The organism is Vibrio sp. 1CM24A (assembly GCF_023161725.1).
In the GTDB taxonomy this organism is placed as follows: domain Bacteria; phylum Pseudomonadota; class Gammaproteobacteria; order Enterobacterales; family Vibrionaceae; genus Vibrio; species Vibrio coralliirubri.
Genome location: NZ_JALNTS010000001.1, coordinates 535,346 through 553,182 on the forward strand (window position 1 = coordinate 535,346; position 17,837 = coordinate 553,182).

Annotated in this window: 12 protein-coding genes; 11 read left to right on the plus strand and 1 reads right to left on the minus strand. The window is 43.8% G+C overall.

Features of this window, described 5'->3' with window-relative positions:
* Positions 1-32 precede the first annotated feature (32 nt).
* The 11 genes from MSG38_RS02215 to ggt all read left to right on the plus strand — a co-directional run bounded on the left by MSG38_RS02215 (position 33) and on the right by ggt (position 16,561).
* Positions 33-383, plus strand: coding sequence for a hypothetical protein (locus MSG38_RS02215; RefSeq protein WP_048613289.1), 351 nt, complete (start codon positions 33-35; stop codon positions 381-383).
* A gap of 12 nt (positions 384-395) precedes the next feature.
* Positions 396-1,745 carry an HlyD family type I secretion periplasmic adaptor subunit gene (locus MSG38_RS02220; protein WP_248400889.1) on the plus strand — a complete coding sequence of 450 codons (1,350 nt, stop codon included), beginning with the start codon at positions 396-398 and terminating at the stop codon, positions 1,743-1,745.
* Positions 1,746-1,748: 3 nt separating this feature from the next.
* A complete protein-coding gene (locus MSG38_RS02225) occupies positions 1,749-3,980 on the plus strand; it encodes a response regulator (protein WP_248400890.1) in 2,232 nt (743 codons plus the stop codon).
* Complete coding sequence (locus tag MSG38_RS02230) at positions 3,955-5,379, plus strand: TolC family protein (protein WP_248400891.1); 1,425 nt, start codon at positions 3,955-3,957, stop codon at positions 5,377-5,379. The genes MSG38_RS02225 and MSG38_RS02230 overlap by 26 nt, the downstream gene beginning before the upstream one ends.
* Positions 5,369-6,955, plus strand: a complete 1,587-nt coding sequence (locus tag MSG38_RS02235; protein WP_248400892.1) for an ABC transporter transmembrane domain-containing protein — start codon at positions 5,369-5,371, stop codon at positions 6,953-6,955. The genes MSG38_RS02230 and MSG38_RS02235 overlap by 11 nt, the downstream gene beginning before the upstream one ends.
* Positions 6,952-9,090 carry an ATP-binding cassette domain-containing protein gene (locus MSG38_RS02240; protein ID WP_248400893.1) on the plus strand — a complete coding sequence of 713 codons (2,139 nt, stop codon included), beginning with the start codon at positions 6,952-6,954 and terminating at the stop codon, positions 9,088-9,090. Before MSG38_RS02235 ends, MSG38_RS02240 begins: the two co-directional genes overlap by 4 nt.
* Positions 9,091-9,198: 108 nt before the next feature.
* The gene (locus MSG38_RS02245) at positions 9,199-9,573 is read left to right on the plus strand and encodes a hypothetical protein (protein WP_050621561.1); all 375 of its coding nucleotides are present in this window, start codon (positions 9,199-9,201) and stop codon (positions 9,571-9,573) included.
* A 213-nt stretch (positions 9,574-9,786) separates the two neighbouring features.
* Complete coding sequence (locus MSG38_RS02250) at positions 9,787-12,990, plus strand: response regulator (RefSeq protein ID WP_059018677.1); 3,204 nt, start codon at positions 9,787-9,789, stop codon at positions 12,988-12,990.
* Positions 12,991-12,999: 9 nt separating this feature from the next.
* Positions 13,000-13,476 (plus strand): hypothetical protein, encoded by a 477-nt coding sequence (locus MSG38_RS02255; RefSeq protein WP_017094534.1) that lies wholly within the window; start codon positions 13,000-13,002, stop codon positions 13,474-13,476.
* 1 nt (position 13,477) lies between these two features.
* Positions 13,478-14,569 carry a hypothetical protein gene (locus MSG38_RS02260; protein WP_052879655.1) on the plus strand — a complete coding sequence of 364 codons (1,092 nt, stop codon included), beginning with the start codon at positions 13,478-13,480 and terminating at the stop codon, positions 14,567-14,569.
* A 261-nt stretch (positions 14,570-14,830) separates the two neighbouring features.
* Positions 14,831-16,561 carry a gamma-glutamyltransferase gene (ggt, locus tag MSG38_RS02265; protein WP_086967900.1) on the plus strand — a complete coding sequence of 577 codons (1,731 nt, stop codon included), beginning with the start codon at positions 14,831-14,833 and terminating at the stop codon, positions 16,559-16,561.
* A 147-nt stretch (positions 16,562-16,708) separates the two neighbouring features.
* Here ggt and MSG38_RS02270 read toward each other — a convergent pair whose 3' ends face one another.
* Positions 16,709-17,767, minus strand: a complete 1,059-nt coding sequence (locus tag MSG38_RS02270; RefSeq protein ID WP_248400894.1) for a HEAT repeat domain-containing protein — start codon at positions 17,765-17,767, stop codon at positions 16,709-16,711.
* Positions 17,768-17,837: the final 70 nt, after the last annotated feature.

A 17,837-nucleotide genomic window follows, 5' to 3' on the forward strand; every position in this document is an offset into this window, starting at 1 on the left:
ATTGTGATTAAAGCAATTAAGGCAGTGGAGCGATGATAGACATGACGAATTTGTTGCGCTCGGTCGACAACAACCACAAAGGGCTGCAATTGCTATTAGGCGACTTTTACAATGACTTTTCTGACGCAGCCCTAAATATAGAAGAGCTTCATAAGAGTAATCGTTTTGATGAACTCAATAGTTACTCAAAAAAGTTGAAGACCATCTTAACGTTGCTTTGCGACCAAGACCTTCCGCCCAAAATGGCCAAATTGGAACACTTGAGTAGACACGAGTTCCCTGCGCCGGAAGATCTAATAGAGGATGTAAAAACTGAATTGCACAACGTCAATCGACAAATCAACCACTTGTTGGATATTAAGGAAGTAATAGATGGCAAGTAACCGAGGTCAGTCATGAGCAATAACCAAATAGAACATCACCTCAGAAAAGCACTTGTTTCCAATAACGAGGCTTCTAAGGTCACAGCTGATGACACTATTGTGCTTGCTAGTGCCATGACCAGCGTTCACAAAACGTTGCTCATTATATTCTTGCTCGCTTTGGTCGCTATTGCGGTGGCGTCACAAGCACGTATCGACATTGTTGTTTCTGTACGTGGCGAACTGCTATTGGAATCGGATGTTGAGAAGGTTCAACATTTAGAAGGCGGGATATTAGAAGAATTGTTAGTCAGAAAAGGGGAAGTCGTTTATGAGGGCCAACCTATCGCTCGAATACGCTCACTCGACCGTAACACTCAACTTGATACCGTCAATACTGAAATTATTCAGATAGAGCTCGATAAGATTCGTTATGAAAGCTTACGCGACATGGAAGAACCTAACTTCGATGCCTTTATTGAGGAATACCCTGAGCAGGTTCAGGTCAACATGAATACCTGGAGGCAAGAGTTCTCTAAAAACCGTTCAAATGAAGAGCTCATCACTCACGATATTAAGCACAAAAACTCGTTAATCAGCTCAATGTTAAAGCGCCGAAAAAGTTCAGAGAATCAACTCTCTCTGATACGTAAGCAGCTCAACATCAAAAACACCCTCTATAAAGAAGAGATGGCGTCTTATGTCGACGTTCTTAACATGAAAGTACAAGAGTCCAATATGGTGCGTGAGATTGAGAACCTTGACGAATCGGTGATGAATGAGCGTTTCCAACTCGACAAACTTGAAAAACAACACCGTGACTTGGTTGAGAATCGAAACTCTGAGTATCAAGCGCAAATCATTCAAGCAAATAAAGACCTCAAGCTAAAGCGAATCTTACAACCACAGCATTCCGACAAGGTTGATCGCTTAATCGTCTACTCTCCGGTGGATGGTGTGGTCGACAAACTGCATTTCAATTTCCGTTCTGCTGTGATTCCGCCAGGAGAAAGTATCGCCGATATTGCACCGATCAATAACTCCCTTCACGGTGAAGCGAAAATCCCACGTAAAGACATGGGATTTGTCGAAATTGGTCAGGCCGTGAAAGTAAAAATGGATACCTATAACTTTGCAAAATACGGGTTTGTTGAGGGAACCATCGCCTCAATCAGCCGTTCATCATACGAAGAAGAAGACGCTGAATTCTATTTAGCAGAGATTGAAATTGACCGAAACTTTCTTGAGCGAGGAGGCACTCAATACAAGTTATCACCTTACATGGAGTTTACCGCCGATGTGAAAACAGGCTCGCGTCGCGTGATCGAATACGCTGCGAAACCTGTGATGTCAGCCATCGAGGATGCTTTCGATGAGAGATAATCAATGAGCGGTAAACCTTCGTACAATATTTCCGTACCCGCTCTACGTCTAAGTATACTATTTAGCGTGGTATTGGCTGCGCTCGCTTTCTATTTATACTTTTCTTGGTCAAAAGTAGACTCAGTAGCACAAGTGCAAAGCGCCCCACTGCTCATACAAGCTCAGAAGCTTAATCAGACCATAGAACAAGATATTCAAACTCTGCAGCAGTGCTTAAGTACCAACACTTGCGGTACTAACGAATTCAACCTGGTTAACTTGAAGCGTGAAATTGATGAGTTTCGCTCTTTAGCCTCTTTGAACAAAACCGAGTTCAGCTTGGTTGGGGCAACTGAATACACACAACTAGAATTGGCGATTAATCGTTTCTCTGATAGCTCGAAAACACGTAACGACGTATTGGGCTTGTACCTTTCATTGACCAATAACTACCTGAAGATGGATGACAACTATCGCACCATGTTTAACAACCATGCGAATGACTTAATGTCTGAGAAAAACGAGTTCTTTATCTGGTTGTTTATGGTGGTCGTTATATTGGCTGTGATTACGATTCTATCCAACTCAGTTGCTATGTTGAAACTGAAGAAATCCAGCTCGAACGAACGCGAAATCGACTATGAATTCGATGCCCTGTATCAAGAGCTGAAGCAGCTAGATTTACAACGTCTTGAAGAGCTTCTTAATGAAGTGAGCATCAACCCCAAGCAGCGTCAGATTTACTCTCATCTCAAACTTATCTTCAGTAAATTAGAAGACCAAAAGCGCAATAACGATCTCTACAAACAGTTGTATGCGTTAATCGGTTATGAGATTCGCGGAATTACAAACACCATCAACGGTGGCGTCCAATATCTGGTTCAAGAAACCGATGAAAACGGCGTGTTGATGGCGAAGGATATTACCTCTGCGTGTAGCACACTATCTGAGTTAGCAGAAAATTATAATCGCTTGATTTCACAGGGTACGGAAAGTAAATCGAAAGAATTTTCACTACTCAACGTCTTGTCGGAATTGATGATTCATATCAGCGCAAAAATTCAGCGAAATGAAGGCGAACTTGACTGTTTTATCTCTGACAACTTACCGAATCGTGTTGCAGGCCAATCCACCAGCTTATTCTGGATACTGTTCCTTCAACTTTCTAACGCTATTCAACTCAAATCAAATAAGAAACTGTTTGTGACGATTGAATCAGGTGCGGCTTCAGACATGGAAAATACCCGTGTCACCATCAACCTCAACTTCTTATCAACGTTGGATGTCTCTGTTGCCAAGCTCAACAAACTCCATTGGAGCGCCCACAAAGACCATACAGCCAGCACAGATGACTTATCGAAAAGCGTTCTGAAGGATTACGGCTATTACGAGAGTCACTGGTTCCAGTCAGGGGCTCAGGAACGTTTCCAGATTGAACTGGATCTTAAGGCTAAGAACTTCCACACAGAGAAAACTCGCTTTGATGGCAAGCGTTTACTCTTGTGTGCTAATACTCAAGTTCGCATCGATGTGATGAAAAAAATGCTCAGTAACTTGGGGCTTGATATCACCGAGATTCGCACTGCAAATGAGCTTTTCTCAGCGGCGAAAACGTTCGGTGATTACGATGCGATTATGCTCACCGATACCTTTGAACCCAACAAACTGCCGTCGTTGAGTAAGACGGTGAAATCTCAACTTAAGAACCACCCAAACACCAAGTTACTGTTGTCAGTGACCAACACTCAGCAAGCTCAAGAGTGCCATAGCTTCGTCGACAAAATCATCAACGCTCCTGCTATCCCTTACGAGTTCATTCCAAACCTACTCACCATTATGGAAGCGGAAGCATCGGAAGAACAGATGGAGAACAGCTCGTTCCTTATCGTAGAGGATGACCGAGTTCAGCAGATCTTACTGAAACGAATTCTTACCAAGCAAGAATATGAACCAGACATGGTTGGCGATGGCGCCGATGCCGTGAAGCACTTCATGAATAAACGTTCTGACATCATCTTTATGGATTGCATCATGCCGGGTATGGGCGGCATTGAAGCCACAAAACGTATTCGACAATTTGAACAAGAAAACGAGAAGAACCCTTGCACCATCATAGGTGCAACCGCATTGACCAGCAGTAACGAACACCAGGCTTGTATTGAGGCCGGAATGGATTACGTGATCAGCAAACCTTATAAAAGCGACCAAATCATCAAGGTGATCAACAAGTATGTGGCGGTACAAAAACTTAACTAGCAGCATCATGGCTGCGCTTATATTAAGCACGACACCTTCAGCATCGGCGACTACCCTGCTTGAAGCGGTAGAGCTCGGCCTGCAAAACAGCCTGTCTCTTCGCGCTAGTGATAAGGGCGTGGAAGAAAACGAGTACAACATTGGTATTAGTCGCTCTAAATTTCTGCCTTCACTCAATGGTGCTGCCGATACCACATGGAACGAGAATGAAACCTTGCTATCGAGCGTACCCGATGAAACCTCTAGCTATAACTCAAATAGCTACAGTCTTTCTTTATCCCAATCCATATTCAATCTTGGTGACATTTTCAAATATGGGACAGCAAAGCTCGACTTCAATATCGAAGAGATTAAACACGAGAACAAAATCCAAAGCACCATTTCGGAAATCGGTTCTCAATACTTTGAGTATTTAAAAAACAACGCCCAAATTAAAGCGACTAAGGTTGAGCTCAAATCGTCTGAAACGCGTGAACATCAAATGCGACGTAATGTAGAGCTAGGTAACACCGCAGCCAGTGAACTGTACGAAGTCATTGCTCAGAAAGAAGGCGTGTCGAACCGATTAAGAACCTTGCAAAAAGATCGACGTGTCATTCTCAACGGGCTCTCTATTCAAATTCAATACCCTATCACTCCGTCGCAAGACATATACGAAAGCGTGCCGCTAAAAGAGATAAACGAAACCGAGCAACGCACGATCATGGATCAGGCGTTAAAGCTGAATAACGACTTGTTGGTGGCAAAGAAAAACGTAGAGAGAAGCCGCAGAAGCTTAAAAGAGAGCGGTTCAAACTTCTTACCGACCGTTTCGCTTTCAGCCAGCTATCGACACGATGACGCCAATAACTACGACAAAAGCGACATTACAGCTACAGGTGAAAGTAACTCAACCAGTGTTGGCTTAAACCTCGCCGTGCCTATCTTGTCCGGTGGCTCTGATTACTACGGCTATCAGAAGTCATCAACAGCCATCGAGCGTACTGAACTGCTTTACCAAGATTCGCTTTATACCACACGTAACAGCGTGAATACCTCAGTGCTCAACATTAACGATTTCTCGCAATCTATAAGCAGTTACGAAAACATCATTCGCGCCAACTACGCGTCTTATAAAGGGATCCAAAGAGCCTACCAATTAGGCACGCGTACCATCACCGACTTGCTGGCGGCGGAAAGTAAACTGTTCAGCGCTTTGAGAGACTACGAAAGCGCGCGATACGACTACATCATCGAGACCATCAAGCTTGAGCAAATTAAGGGAATACTCTCAATTCAATCTATCGAAAGCGTGATGCAATTAATGAGCGATATTGAAGGTCGCGACAATCAAGATTTGGTGCCAAAACATCTTCTCTCAACGGAGTCATTGAGAAAAGGAGGTCGCAATGCAAACTGAGCAATTTTCGCAAAAGATAAATATGGCAGATAAGTGTTATCTGACTTTCTCAACGATAATATCGACCCTGTTTGGCTTGGTACTGCCCTTCTCTATTCTGATCATTTTTGACCGTGTGTTACCCAACCAAGCACAAGATACTCTGTTCTTATTGTTCGCGATTATTTTGATTTCCATCTTCCTCGACTACCACTTAAAAAGTCAGGAAGAGAAGATATCTTCCGTCATCATGAGGCAGTTTGAAACCAACCTAACCAACAAGGTATTCCAATCCATTTGTTTGGCGGAGATCTCTAAATTCCGCCGTTTGGAGCCAGGCGAATACCTAGAACGAATCTCAACGATTCCCGAACTTAAGACCTTCTTTGGTGGTGAATCGGTTCGAGCGCTTATCAACCTTGCTGTTAGCGTGATTACTATACTTATCATCGGTCTCATCAACATATGGGCTGGCATTACCCTTCTAATTGCCTCGGCTGTCTTAGCGATTTTCGCTTGGAGCCTTTCCAAACAGAAAATTGGTAGCTTGCAGAATAAGTCAGACATCGAAGGGTTAACTACCTCCAAAATCATTGAGATCATCTCTAGCCCGCTTGATATCAAGGCACGAAACATGGAATACCGCGTTGAAAGCCTGATGACACAAATGGTCGAAGAGCGTGAAGTGGAGAACATCAAATATGAGCAGATTGAATCAAACTTCAGCCTAATATTGGCGCTAATTCAACAGCTATCCATTGCTTGCGTTGTAGTGGTCTTGGCGACTGCAGTAATCAATATGGAATCGAGTCAAGGCATCATGGCCGCCATCATCATGCTAACCAACCGTTATTTTGCGCCTTACCAGCAAGTAATGCGCACCGCGAGCCGCTGGGAATTAAACAAACTCCATATCCAACGTATCGCTGATCTCCTTGAATTAGCAGCCTCTGTGGAGCACCAACATGAAACAACAGAAGTAGAACGTATTTCGGTTAAGTATTCTGAAAAGCAGCGTATCGAGTTCGAACTCGGACAAGCCTATTTGCTGACAGGGAAAAGTGGTTCAGGTAAGACCCACCTCGCTAACTGTATTACGCGTCAGAACAGTGATAGCAAACTCGATATCATGATTAACGACACGCCTTTGGATGACGTCAATTACAACGTTTGGCGTAACAGTGTATTGATGGTCGACAAGACCAGTTCGTTCGTAGAAGGGACGATTATCGATAACCTCACCTGTTTCCGCCCAAGCTTGAATAACACGGCGTTTGCACTGTGTGAAACCATGAACATCAAAGCTCAAATTGATGGGCTTCCTGCCGGTTTTTATACAGAACTCAAAGGCCATATGCGTAACCCATTCTCTCGCCAAGTTGGCTACGCCCTATTATTAGTTCGCGCCCTGCTCGCCAGTAAGCGTGTATTGATATTCGATGACATCGATTGTGTGTTTGATGAGGAATTTGCGAGAGTCGTTCTCACCAGTACGGCTTATCGCGCCAATGACAAAATCTTGATCATCGCCAGCAATAAAATGGATAAACTTAACCACCGCCTCAAACGTGTAAAACTTACCGGAGGTGACCAATGAGTATCCTAGTTGACTTCAACAATGTTCCGCAGCGAGTTTTGGACTTTGAAGCAAGTGGTTATGATGAACGTTACGGTCAGTCGCCGCTGATTCGCGGATTAGCTTACACCTTGATAGCATTGGAATGGGAAGGTACGCCCGCAATCCTCAGCGATGCTTTTATTCCAAAACCCAAAGATGGCGACAGCTTTACAGCAACCATAGAGCGCCTTGGGTATCGCTGTGATGTGACTAAGCTAAAGACACTCGAGAATATCGATAAGCACCCTCACCCATGCTTTATTGAAATAGAAAATCTAAGTGCGATCTTCTTAGGCACCAAAGATGGAAAGTTGCTGCTGTTTGATTATACGAACAACAACACCATTGAATACCCAATGTGTAAAAAGCCCTGTTTGCTGATTGCGATTAGCGAATATTCTCGTCTGTTCCGCGAACCACCTCCGGAATCGCAAGACAGAAGTAATTGGATTAAATACGCTTTCTATCGTTATAACAATGAACTTAAAAGCCTGATCATTCTCAGCTTCGTCATCAGTATTCTCGGTGCACTGCAGCCATTCTTTATTATGAGTGTATATAACTTCGCACTGACTTCGAGTTCTGAGGCGACACTGTATTGGTTGACTCTGTTTGCCATCATTGTCGGCTTCTCTGAATACTTCTTTAAGAAAATGCGGGTCAACATCATTGCCACTTCCGGTAAAGATCTCGCCGTGCACATCTCGCAAGCCGTTATATCTAAGCTACTGTGGCTACCTTATGCGATGACATCTACAGCTGGGGTATCTTCCCAGTTAGCTCGTTTGAAAGATATCGATACGTTCCGACGCTTAGTGACTGCAGAATCAACCCTCAGCTATTTTGATATGCCGTTTGTGATTGTATTTATCATCGCCATAGCTCTGATGTCTGGTACAGCGGCATTGGTGGTAATGGGTGGTTTAATACTGATGCTAGTGTTCTGTATTTACTCGCGCTATATCTACTCGCAAGCCACATCCAAAAGTTCGCGCGCCAATGCTATGGTCTCGTATCAATGGAACGAAATCCTTCGTGGTATCAAGACCATTCAAGGCCTACCTTTACTTCGTGTCGTTCAATCTCGATTCAGTGCATCGCACATGCAAAGCACCAGCGATGCAGAGAACGTTGCCGTAACGAACAGTAAGATTCAGGCCGCTGGCGGCAGTTTGATTCAAGTGATTGGTACAGCAAGTATCGTGACCGCGGTAATCGGCGTGATGGAAGGTACTTCTGATGCAGGTGCCATGCTCGCAACCGTAATTTTGGTTTGGAAAGCGTTAGGCCCAATCATGGGTATCTATAACTCAATTTCCAAGTTCCAATCGATCAAGGCTTCATCAGCACAGATAAACAATTTAATGTCGATGAATGACGACAAATTGACCTTAGAAAAAAGCCCACCTATTCGCCAGTTCCAAGGCAGCATCGTGGGCAGCGGTGTCAGTCACCGATACGCGGGAGCAGCAACCGGCTTAACTAACTTGGGGTTCAAAATCCCACCCAGTGCCAAAGTGGTCATTTGTGGCCCTACGGGCTGCGGCAAAACCACCTTAATCTCAATCATTGCTGGGTTAGAAGACCGCTATCAAGGCGCTGTGTCTGTCGATGGTTACAACATTAAACAGTTCAATAGCTACCGTTATCGCACGTCGATTAACTACATTCCTTTCAATTTACATATTTTTGAAGGCTCACTTGAGACCAACTTCATTCTACACAACGGGCTGATTCCAACAGACAAGATGCAAGAGATGATCAGCTTCTTTGAATTAGATGAATGGCTTCCTGAAGGCTTGGCTACTCAGTTAAGCGTGGATAAATGCAAAAGTCTCCCGAATGGAATTCAACAAAAATTGCGTTTGGCACTTGGCCTAGGTAACTGTGAGCAATCTCTGATTATCATTGATGAACCGTTCAACGGTGCAGAGCAAGAAAACGCTCAATACTTTAATCGCCTGTTCTCCGATAAATTGTTGAATAAAACCGTGATTTTTTCGACTAATGACCCTGGTTTGATCGCAACATCAAACATGAGTTTAGTGTTAGAGCCGGATGGGAATTTGAAATATTTTGGCTTAACAGACAAATACTTAAACAGCTTGAGCTAAAACCTCAACGCTTAGTCACAATTCGCTATTTAGGGAAATGGATGTAATTGACAAAATCATAAGTGAGAGAGATGATTCGCCCCAATACCACAGGTAACAAGGAAGAAAATGTACACATTCGTTGCAGACAAGCTTGATGTAGCTTACTTATCCGCAATTCCTGAGAATCATATATTTCAGGGCTGTGACGTGCCTGAAGAAGAAATCGAACTTCGAGAGATCATTGAGATTTGGTACGAGTGTTCATTCCTGCCTGCTTTTAACCTACAGAAAATTGAAATCGCAAATAAACCAGAGCTCACAATCATACAAACACACGTTTTTAACAACGATACGAGCACACTCGCCTTCCTACTCAAAAACAGAGTGTATCGCGCTGCACTAAACAGAATGCTCGGTATTTGGACATTAGAACCCTCTGCAAAAACGGTTTTAGAGCAACTTCTTTTCGAATTAAGCCTCGATAACAATCGTCCTCATTAATACGCTTTTTAAGTTATTCATCAATAAGCATAAAATTAAACAAACTGCCAAACGCTATAAATTACTAATAAAAGAACGCATTTCAAAATAAGCTCTGGAATCACAAGAACTTATACCCCTCCCACACTTACGTAAAATTTACCGTTTCAAAGTTTCCATATCGGAACTTTTATTCTACTGTTTTTATATAACGACAGTTGGATGGATCCTTATATGGCAATTACGGTCTGGAATAACCTTTCAGTCAAACATAAACTCTTTGGCTTAGTTCTACTTCCCATTTCATTATTACTCTTCCTAGCAGGTAGACAGGCTTTTATATTAACGACTCAGTTAACCGATTTTGAACGAACCAATCAGTTATCTGTGTATCTTCAAGATATTTCTGTCTTGTATAGAAGTACCTTGGCGTCTAGCCCTGAAGAGTTTGCGACTCAAAGCAATCAAGTAAAGGCAGAACTAAAAAACCTGTCTCCCATCATTTTTTTAGACGCATCTGATGAAATGAATCAACTTGTTGCCGATTTCAGCGAAGCGACCTTATCGACGATGCAAGCGACTGACACTTACGATAAATTGGATGCCCTCGAATGGCAGAGCGATTTATACAAGCAACTGTTACTTGAAGTAGAGAAGGTCCCTTTTGAAAACACTAAACGTGAAATTCAACAGCACCTCACTGCCCTTCAACAACTTGAGTGGTTGATGTTTTGGTCGAATGAAGAGTTCAAGCTTGGTAGTTCACTGATTGAGATATTCCAAAGCAGCCAAGAGTACGACCCAGAACTCGCAGAACAAATCGAAACCTTGAGTGAAAGACAACAATTGTTCTTAGAGCGCTTTGTTTCATTGAACGCCAACGAACATCAAGTGTCTTTGATGGTTGAAGTGTTTCGAAATGATGTGTTTGCTCAAAGCCAAGAGATAAGAAGCGCGCTACTCGACCTAAATGCAATCAGCCAACTGACGCCACAAGAAGTGTCTGTTGGCTTAGAAGCGATGAGCGCTCGACTCAACTTATTACAAAGCCTTGGCGGCGTAATCAAGCAAGAGTTTCAACAAGAAGTTGAGCAAGCCATCTATGACGCGCAAATACAGCGAACCCTGTTTATTTCAATCGTCGCTTTGTTGGCAGCGATTGTTATGGGTTTAACCCTTAGCTTGGCCAGACAAGTCACTAACAACCTAAATTTGGTGTTAGCCTTCTTAAAAAGCGAAAATGATGACACGCGCCCTTCTTTAGATAAATTAATCCAAGGTAAAGATGAACTCAGTCTGTTTGCTCAACAAGTTGAACGATTGACCATCGAACGAGAACTCGCGAAAGAGAGATTGACGGTAGCAAAAGAAGACGCCGAGCGAGCTAAAGAAGACGCTGAAGAAGCAAAAGATCACGCGATACAAGCCAGTAAGGCCAAAAGTAGCTTCTTGGCTAACATGTCACACGAGATTCGTACTCCATTGAATGGCGTTATCGGTATTTCTGAGATCTTGTCTGATACACCGCTGACACCAACACAACGCGATTATGTCGATACCATTGAGACTTCTTCTCAACTGCTATTAAGCCTTATTAACGACATTTTGGACTTCTCTAAGATCGAATCTGGCATGCTCTTGATCAGCCCTCATTCAGCATCAATTCGAGAATCGATTTACGACATAGCCTCTATTGTGGCACCAAAAGCCAAAGAACAAAAAATATCGATTAACGTAGATATCAGCCCAGACACACCGGCACGCGTGATGATAGACGATCACCGTTTAAGACAAATCTTGATGAACTTTATGTCGAATGCGGTGAAGTTTACTGCAGAAGGTGGCGTCACCTTATCAATCCAAACGCTCAACAAAGCAGATAACAATGCCACAATTCGATTTGCTGTACGAGACACGGGTATTGGTATCGATTCAAAGCAACAAAAACAGATATTTGAACCCTTCGCTCAAGAAGACGATTCAACCACACGTCAATTTGGTGGTACTGGTCTTGGTCTAGCCATCAGTACACAGTTGGTTGAACTGATGGGTGGTCAAATTCAACTCGACTCAGTTAAAGGTGAAGGGAGTTGTTTCTACTTCGACTTGGAATTGCCTGTTGACTTGATACTGCCAAAACCAAGTGCAGCAATGGCTGATATTTATGTGCTGGGTAACGAAAACATGCTCTCCGAGCGAATCGAGTCCGACCTTAACCTTTATGGTTTGAAGGTTACCGATAAAACGAACGATATAACGGCAATTACAGAGCAGCTCTCCACTCAAAAACACACTAAACCTATCACTGTCGTTTTCGCCGAAGATGACGCATTCCTAGCTAATACCCACGCAGATAACTTAGCTAAGCTGCACCAAAACGGCATCACAATCTGTTTGATACGTTCCTTCTTAAGTGAGCCAGCGGATCTTGGTGACAGCGTTACAGCACAAGTCGCACAGCCCCTACTCGGCTTGCGTTTAATTAAAGCTATTGAGCTTTGTGATACACGAGGTTTGGCGGAACTATCTGAGGCAAGCCAGCCACAAGTTGAGATCCAACACAAAATCCTTATCGTTGAAGACAACAAGATCAACCAAAAGATTGCGGGTCTTCATGTAGGAAAGAGTGGTTTTGAATTCGAGTTTGCGAATAACGGTCAAGAAGCTATCGACATGTTCACCGCTAATCCTCATTACGCGGCGATACTCATGGATTGCATGATGCCGGTTATGGATGGCTTTGATGCGACAAGCAACATCCGAAGAATTGAAAAAGAAACAGAAGCGACGCGACGCATCCCTATCATTGCATTGACCGCCAGTGTCATCGATGACGATATTCAGAAATGTTTCGACGTTGGTATGGATGACTATGTACCAAAGCCATTCAAGTTCGAGATGCTTAAGGAGAAAGTGCTCACCGCGGTCGAAGCTATGCCACTACCAGCTTCCTATAAAGCTCAACCTAAGACACAACCTGCAACTGTCACTCCGATTATCAACGGGGCTGCGACAAAACGTACTTTGCCTGAAGAAGCGGAACAAAACGCAATTCCGAGCAAATCAGAAAAGATATTGCTTGTTGAAGATAATCGCGTGAACCAGAAAGTCGCTTCAGTGATGCTTAAAAAAGCCGGTTACGCCTTTGAAATTGCAGACAACGGACAAATTGCCGTTGATATGTATCAGAACGACAGTAGCTTCGACATTATTTTGATGGATTGCATGATGCCTGTTATGGACGGTTTCACCGCAACTAAGGAGATTCGAGAACACGAGAAAAACCAAGGCTTAAGCAAAACTCCTATTATCGCGTTAACCGCCAGTGTTATCGATGATGATATTCAAAAGTGCTTTGATTCCGGAATGGATGGGTACGTAGCGAAGCCCGTAAGAAAAGAAAAACTGTTCCACCAAATAGAAAGTGCGACTTGTTAGGAGAAACCAATGGATTGGATCAAAACAATTAAAACACTCTCGTGCAGAGCGCTGCTACCCGCAGTGATAGGGTTGTTAGGAAGCTTACTCCTTCTCAGCCCCGCTCATGCCGCAGAAGATTACGCCATATTCTCTTTAGACTCTGGGTTTGAAGAGATATCGATAAACAAAGCAAGAAAGCTATACCGAGGAAAAACCAAGCGCCTCAATGGCAAACGTGTAGAACTATCAGACTGGCCTGAGAACAGCGCCGAGAGAGAACAATTTTATCAGCTTTTACTTGGAAAAAATGCCGCTCAAATGAATGCACATTGGGCTGGGTTATCTTTTTCAGGAAAAGCGCGTTATCCAAGAGAAATCAAAACGGCATCAACCGACAGCTTAGTGGACTGGCTTGATGACAAACCAAACCGTATTGGTTACTCCCCACTCTCTTCGGTTCCTCAAAATGCCAACGTTCTCTACGTTATAAGTTCGGAGAAATAATATGAAAAGAATAATTACGTCAGTGTTATGTGCCTCAATGGCCTCTCCGGCTTTTGCGAATATCGAACTTACCGATAATTTATCCTTGAGTGGCTTTGGCTCAACGTCTTGGGCAACATCGGATAACGATAATCCATTAATCATCAACCGCGGTTTTACTGATGAGAGCTGTTACGACTGTGATACCACATTTGGTGTTCAACTCGATTACTTCTACAACTCATTCAAAGCTTCCGTGCAAGTTGTCAAGCCACCCCAATATGATTGGAGTGAACCGCAGCTAGAGTGGGCTTACTTAGGCTATGAATTTAATGACTTTGATGTCAGCGTTGGTCGATTACGACTGCCACTATTCCTTGCCTCTGAGTACTACTATGTGGGCCAAGCCTATATGACAGCAAGGCCACCGACAGAGGTGTATAACAGCGTTCTCGGAATCACAGCTTTCAACGGCATAAAAGTGAGCTGGACTTATGATGTCAGTGATGAAGCAACGCTATTGCTCTCACCTTTCTTCGGTGTAAAAGACAAAAACAAAGTCGACTTTAATTCGAGTACAGAGCTGGAATTTGAAACCAACCGAATGTTCGGTGCCAATCTTCAATTGAGCGGTGAAAACTATCGTTGGAACTTGTCATTCCTCGACTCCAATTTTGATCAAACCGTTTCTGGCACGATTACAATCCCTGGAACTTCGATAACAGCTCCATTCAGTAGCAAACAAGACAACCAACACATTCAACTTTGGTCGTTAGGTGCTGAGTATGAATTAGGTCAAGCGGTGCTTGCAAGTGAAGGACAGATCAGTGACTTCTCGTCCTCGATGTACGCGAGTTTGGGCTATAGACTAGATTTATTCACTCCATACGTCGTTTACGGAGCAGAGTTTGATTCTCACGAACACCTAACAGGAAACAGCTACCTAATTGGTGTGGATTACGATGTGTTACCAAACGTCTCTATCAATGGTGAAGTGCAATACTTCGAAGCTCGCAAGTCAAACGGTGCGTTTGTCGAAGATTTTAACGCGCTCACTGGCTTTGATGACAAAGATGCCGTCCTTTACACCATAATGCTGAGTTTCGTTTTCTAATCATGCGTAAAAATCATCGTCAATAGAAATAAAAGCCCAAGCTAATCAAACAGTCTGGGCTTTTTTATGTCTTTGAATTGTCATGCTTAAACAGCCATAACATTGATCTTAACTATCCTTTAATACAGAAACATTTAGGTGATTTAGTCACTAATGTCAGAGCCGTCAGCATTGTGTAAGAAGGCTGTAAAGTCACGAACTTCACTACCTTAATTTGGTCAACCTAAAAGCGAATAAACAGATACCTTAAACGGAGAACGCATGCGAATAGCTACTTTATCTTTAAGTTTGGTTTCAGCGGTCGGTTTCGCGGCTGAGCCAAATCCTTTTCCAATTACGCCAGACGAAACTGGCGAAGAGTTTATGGTAAGTGCAACGAATCCATACGTAAGCAGCACTGGGTATTCGATACTCAAAAAAGGCGGTAATGCAGTCGATGCAATGGTGGCGATGCAGATGACAATGTCTGTGGTTGAACCGGATATGACTGGGATTGGCGGCGGCACTTTTGCGCTGTTTTACCAAAAAGACAAAGATCAATTCCTCGCACTTGATGGACGAGATGAAGCCCCTTCAACTGCTACTCCAGACATGTTCATGGAAAATGGAGAAGCGCTAAGTCGAAACGAGATTTTAGGGGCTCGTTCTGTAGCGGTTCCCGGCACACTTCGTTTGCTCTATAGCACTCATCAACAATACGGAAAACTGCCATGGTCTGAGCTTGTTCAACCCGCAATTGAACTGGCAAGCAAGGGCTACGCGATGAACAGCTACACCTACGACATCGTGGTTCGTGAACAAGAACGATTGATTGAAGATCCAGAAATCGAAGCCCTGTATTGGAATGGCGACCAAATCAAACCAACCGGCACATTGATGAAAAACCCTAAGCTTGCTGACACTCTTAGCAACATTGCCCAACAAGGCGATAAGTACCTTTATGGTGGCGAGTTTGGTAAGCACATCGTTGAAACGGTTAACAGTCGAATCGACGCCGACCACGCTAAGCTCTCTCTTGAAGATTTTGAACAGTACCAAGTGAAACAACGTGAGGTTATCGAAAGCGACTACCGAGGCAACAAGATTGTCTCGTTTGGTTATCCAGCCTCTGGTGGTGTGATGGTTGCTCAAAGCCTTGAAATGTTAGAGGCCTATGACTTAGCAGACATGTCCAAAACCGATGTTGAACCTTGGCGCTTGATGACCGAAGCCATGAGAATCGCTAAGGCCGATCGCATCGCTTATGCCGGTGACCCAGATTACATCGAAGCGCCAGTTGCTGCCCTACTCGACAAAGCCTACATCGATGAGCGACGTAAGCTCATTCCAGAGAGTGGCATTGCGAAAACAAACCCGAAAGCAGGCAAGCTATCCAATACTGATTACGCTCAGTATCAAGGTTTTGAGAGCCAAGATACCGGGCACATATCCATTATCGACAAAGACGGTAATGCCATTGCTATGACTAGCACCGTCGGCACAGGTATGGGGTCAGGCGTAATGGTCGATGGTGTAATTCTTAACGCACAAATGGCGAACTTCTCCACCAAACCCACCATAAACGGTAAACCGACTCAAAATGCCATCGAAGCAGGTAAGCGACCTCGTTCCGCCATCACACCGTTAATGGTTATGGATAAAAAAGATGACCTGCGTTTAGTTGTCGGCTCTCCAGGCAGTTCGCAAATTCCGGGTTACGTGTTGAAAGCCGTAGTAGGTGTTCTCGATTGGGATCTGTCCGCGCAAGAAGCCATTGACCTTCCAAACATCCAATACGGCACCAAGATTGATCGCACCAAACCTTATGACCCAACGGGTTTACTCGTCGAAAAGAAAACTTACGCTGAAATGCTAGTACCAGAATTCATGCAGCTCGGTTATCCGGTGCATGTCATTCCAGTCGTCAGTGGCTTGAATGCCATTGAAGTCAAAGATGGCAAGATCTATGGCGCGACCGACAGACGCCGTGCATCAAGCTCTATGGGTGAATAATAAAACGAAATGGGCAAGTAACAGGCTTGCCCTTATTTTGTCTTTAGTTGCTTGAACCTTGTCTAAGCAGTTCATGGACACGAAAAAGCCAGTCGAACGTGTCGACTGGCTTTTCATTATCGGCTTCGCTATTTACTCATTTGGATATTATGAGCTTGGCGCTACTCGTTTCTCTTTCAACTGATCAATAACATAATCAGGAGCCACTTTACCTAGCTCACCCAAGCAATCATCGGTCTTTTCATTGCCGTAGCGTACGTAGATATCGCAGACCGCGTATAACTGCTCTGGAGAACCAGAGATCAAATATGCTTTCTCGAACGATTTAGTGGACTTGTCGATATCCAACTCTTCTTGTAATACCCCATTTAGGTACCAGTAGTAGCTGTTATCTTTCGCTAGCTTCGCAGCCACTTCAATCTCTTTGGCTGCCGCAGTTTTGTCTTCAAGGCGAACCAGAGTCAACGATTTCGAATAATGCAGAGCGGCGTTGTTTGGCACGCTCTCCAAACCACGATCTAATACTTCGACTGCTTGCTTATCTTTGTTCTGAGCTCGAAAATTATCTGCGTAGCTCAACCAAACTTGCGCTTCTTTTGGATGCGTATTGATCAGCTCTAGATAAACCGTTTCCGCCTTATCCCAATCGTTGTGCCAACGAAGCACATCAGCAAACAGTAATTGGTACTTTTCAGATTCTTGCGTTTCCAAGAAGCTAATCAACTCTGTGACTGGTGGTTCAATTTGTGCTTTCTGTTCATCATCTAATGCATTGAAGTCGCGGACTAGGTTTGACGTTGCCGTATGGCGAACCATGGTATCGCTATCTTTTAGCAGAGGTGAAACTAATGCCCAACGATGTTCAAGTTGGTAAGGTTCAGAACCGATAACCGCCGCTTCACGCACTTCAGGGTTTTGATCTTTTAAGCCTCTTGCCACCGCCACCAGCGCATTTTGGCTTGGGTATGAAGTAAGCTCTTGCAGTGCTCCAGTTCGATTTTCAACAGATTGATTCTGATCTTGTGCCATGTAAGACAACTGTTGAATGCGGGTTTGAGTGTCCGTCATTTCAAGCACTTGATTGATATTTTGTGCTGGCGCGTCAACCGTTTGTTGAACGCTATTCGCAGCCATCGCAGACGTTGAAATCAATGCGGACGTTGAAACCAATAAAGCAACAGCCGTCGCTAAACTCTTCTTCATCATAGTATTACCTTAAACTGGAGAACTTAGCCTGTCCTTAGACTCGTATCTGATTAAATTTATCTTGGACCTG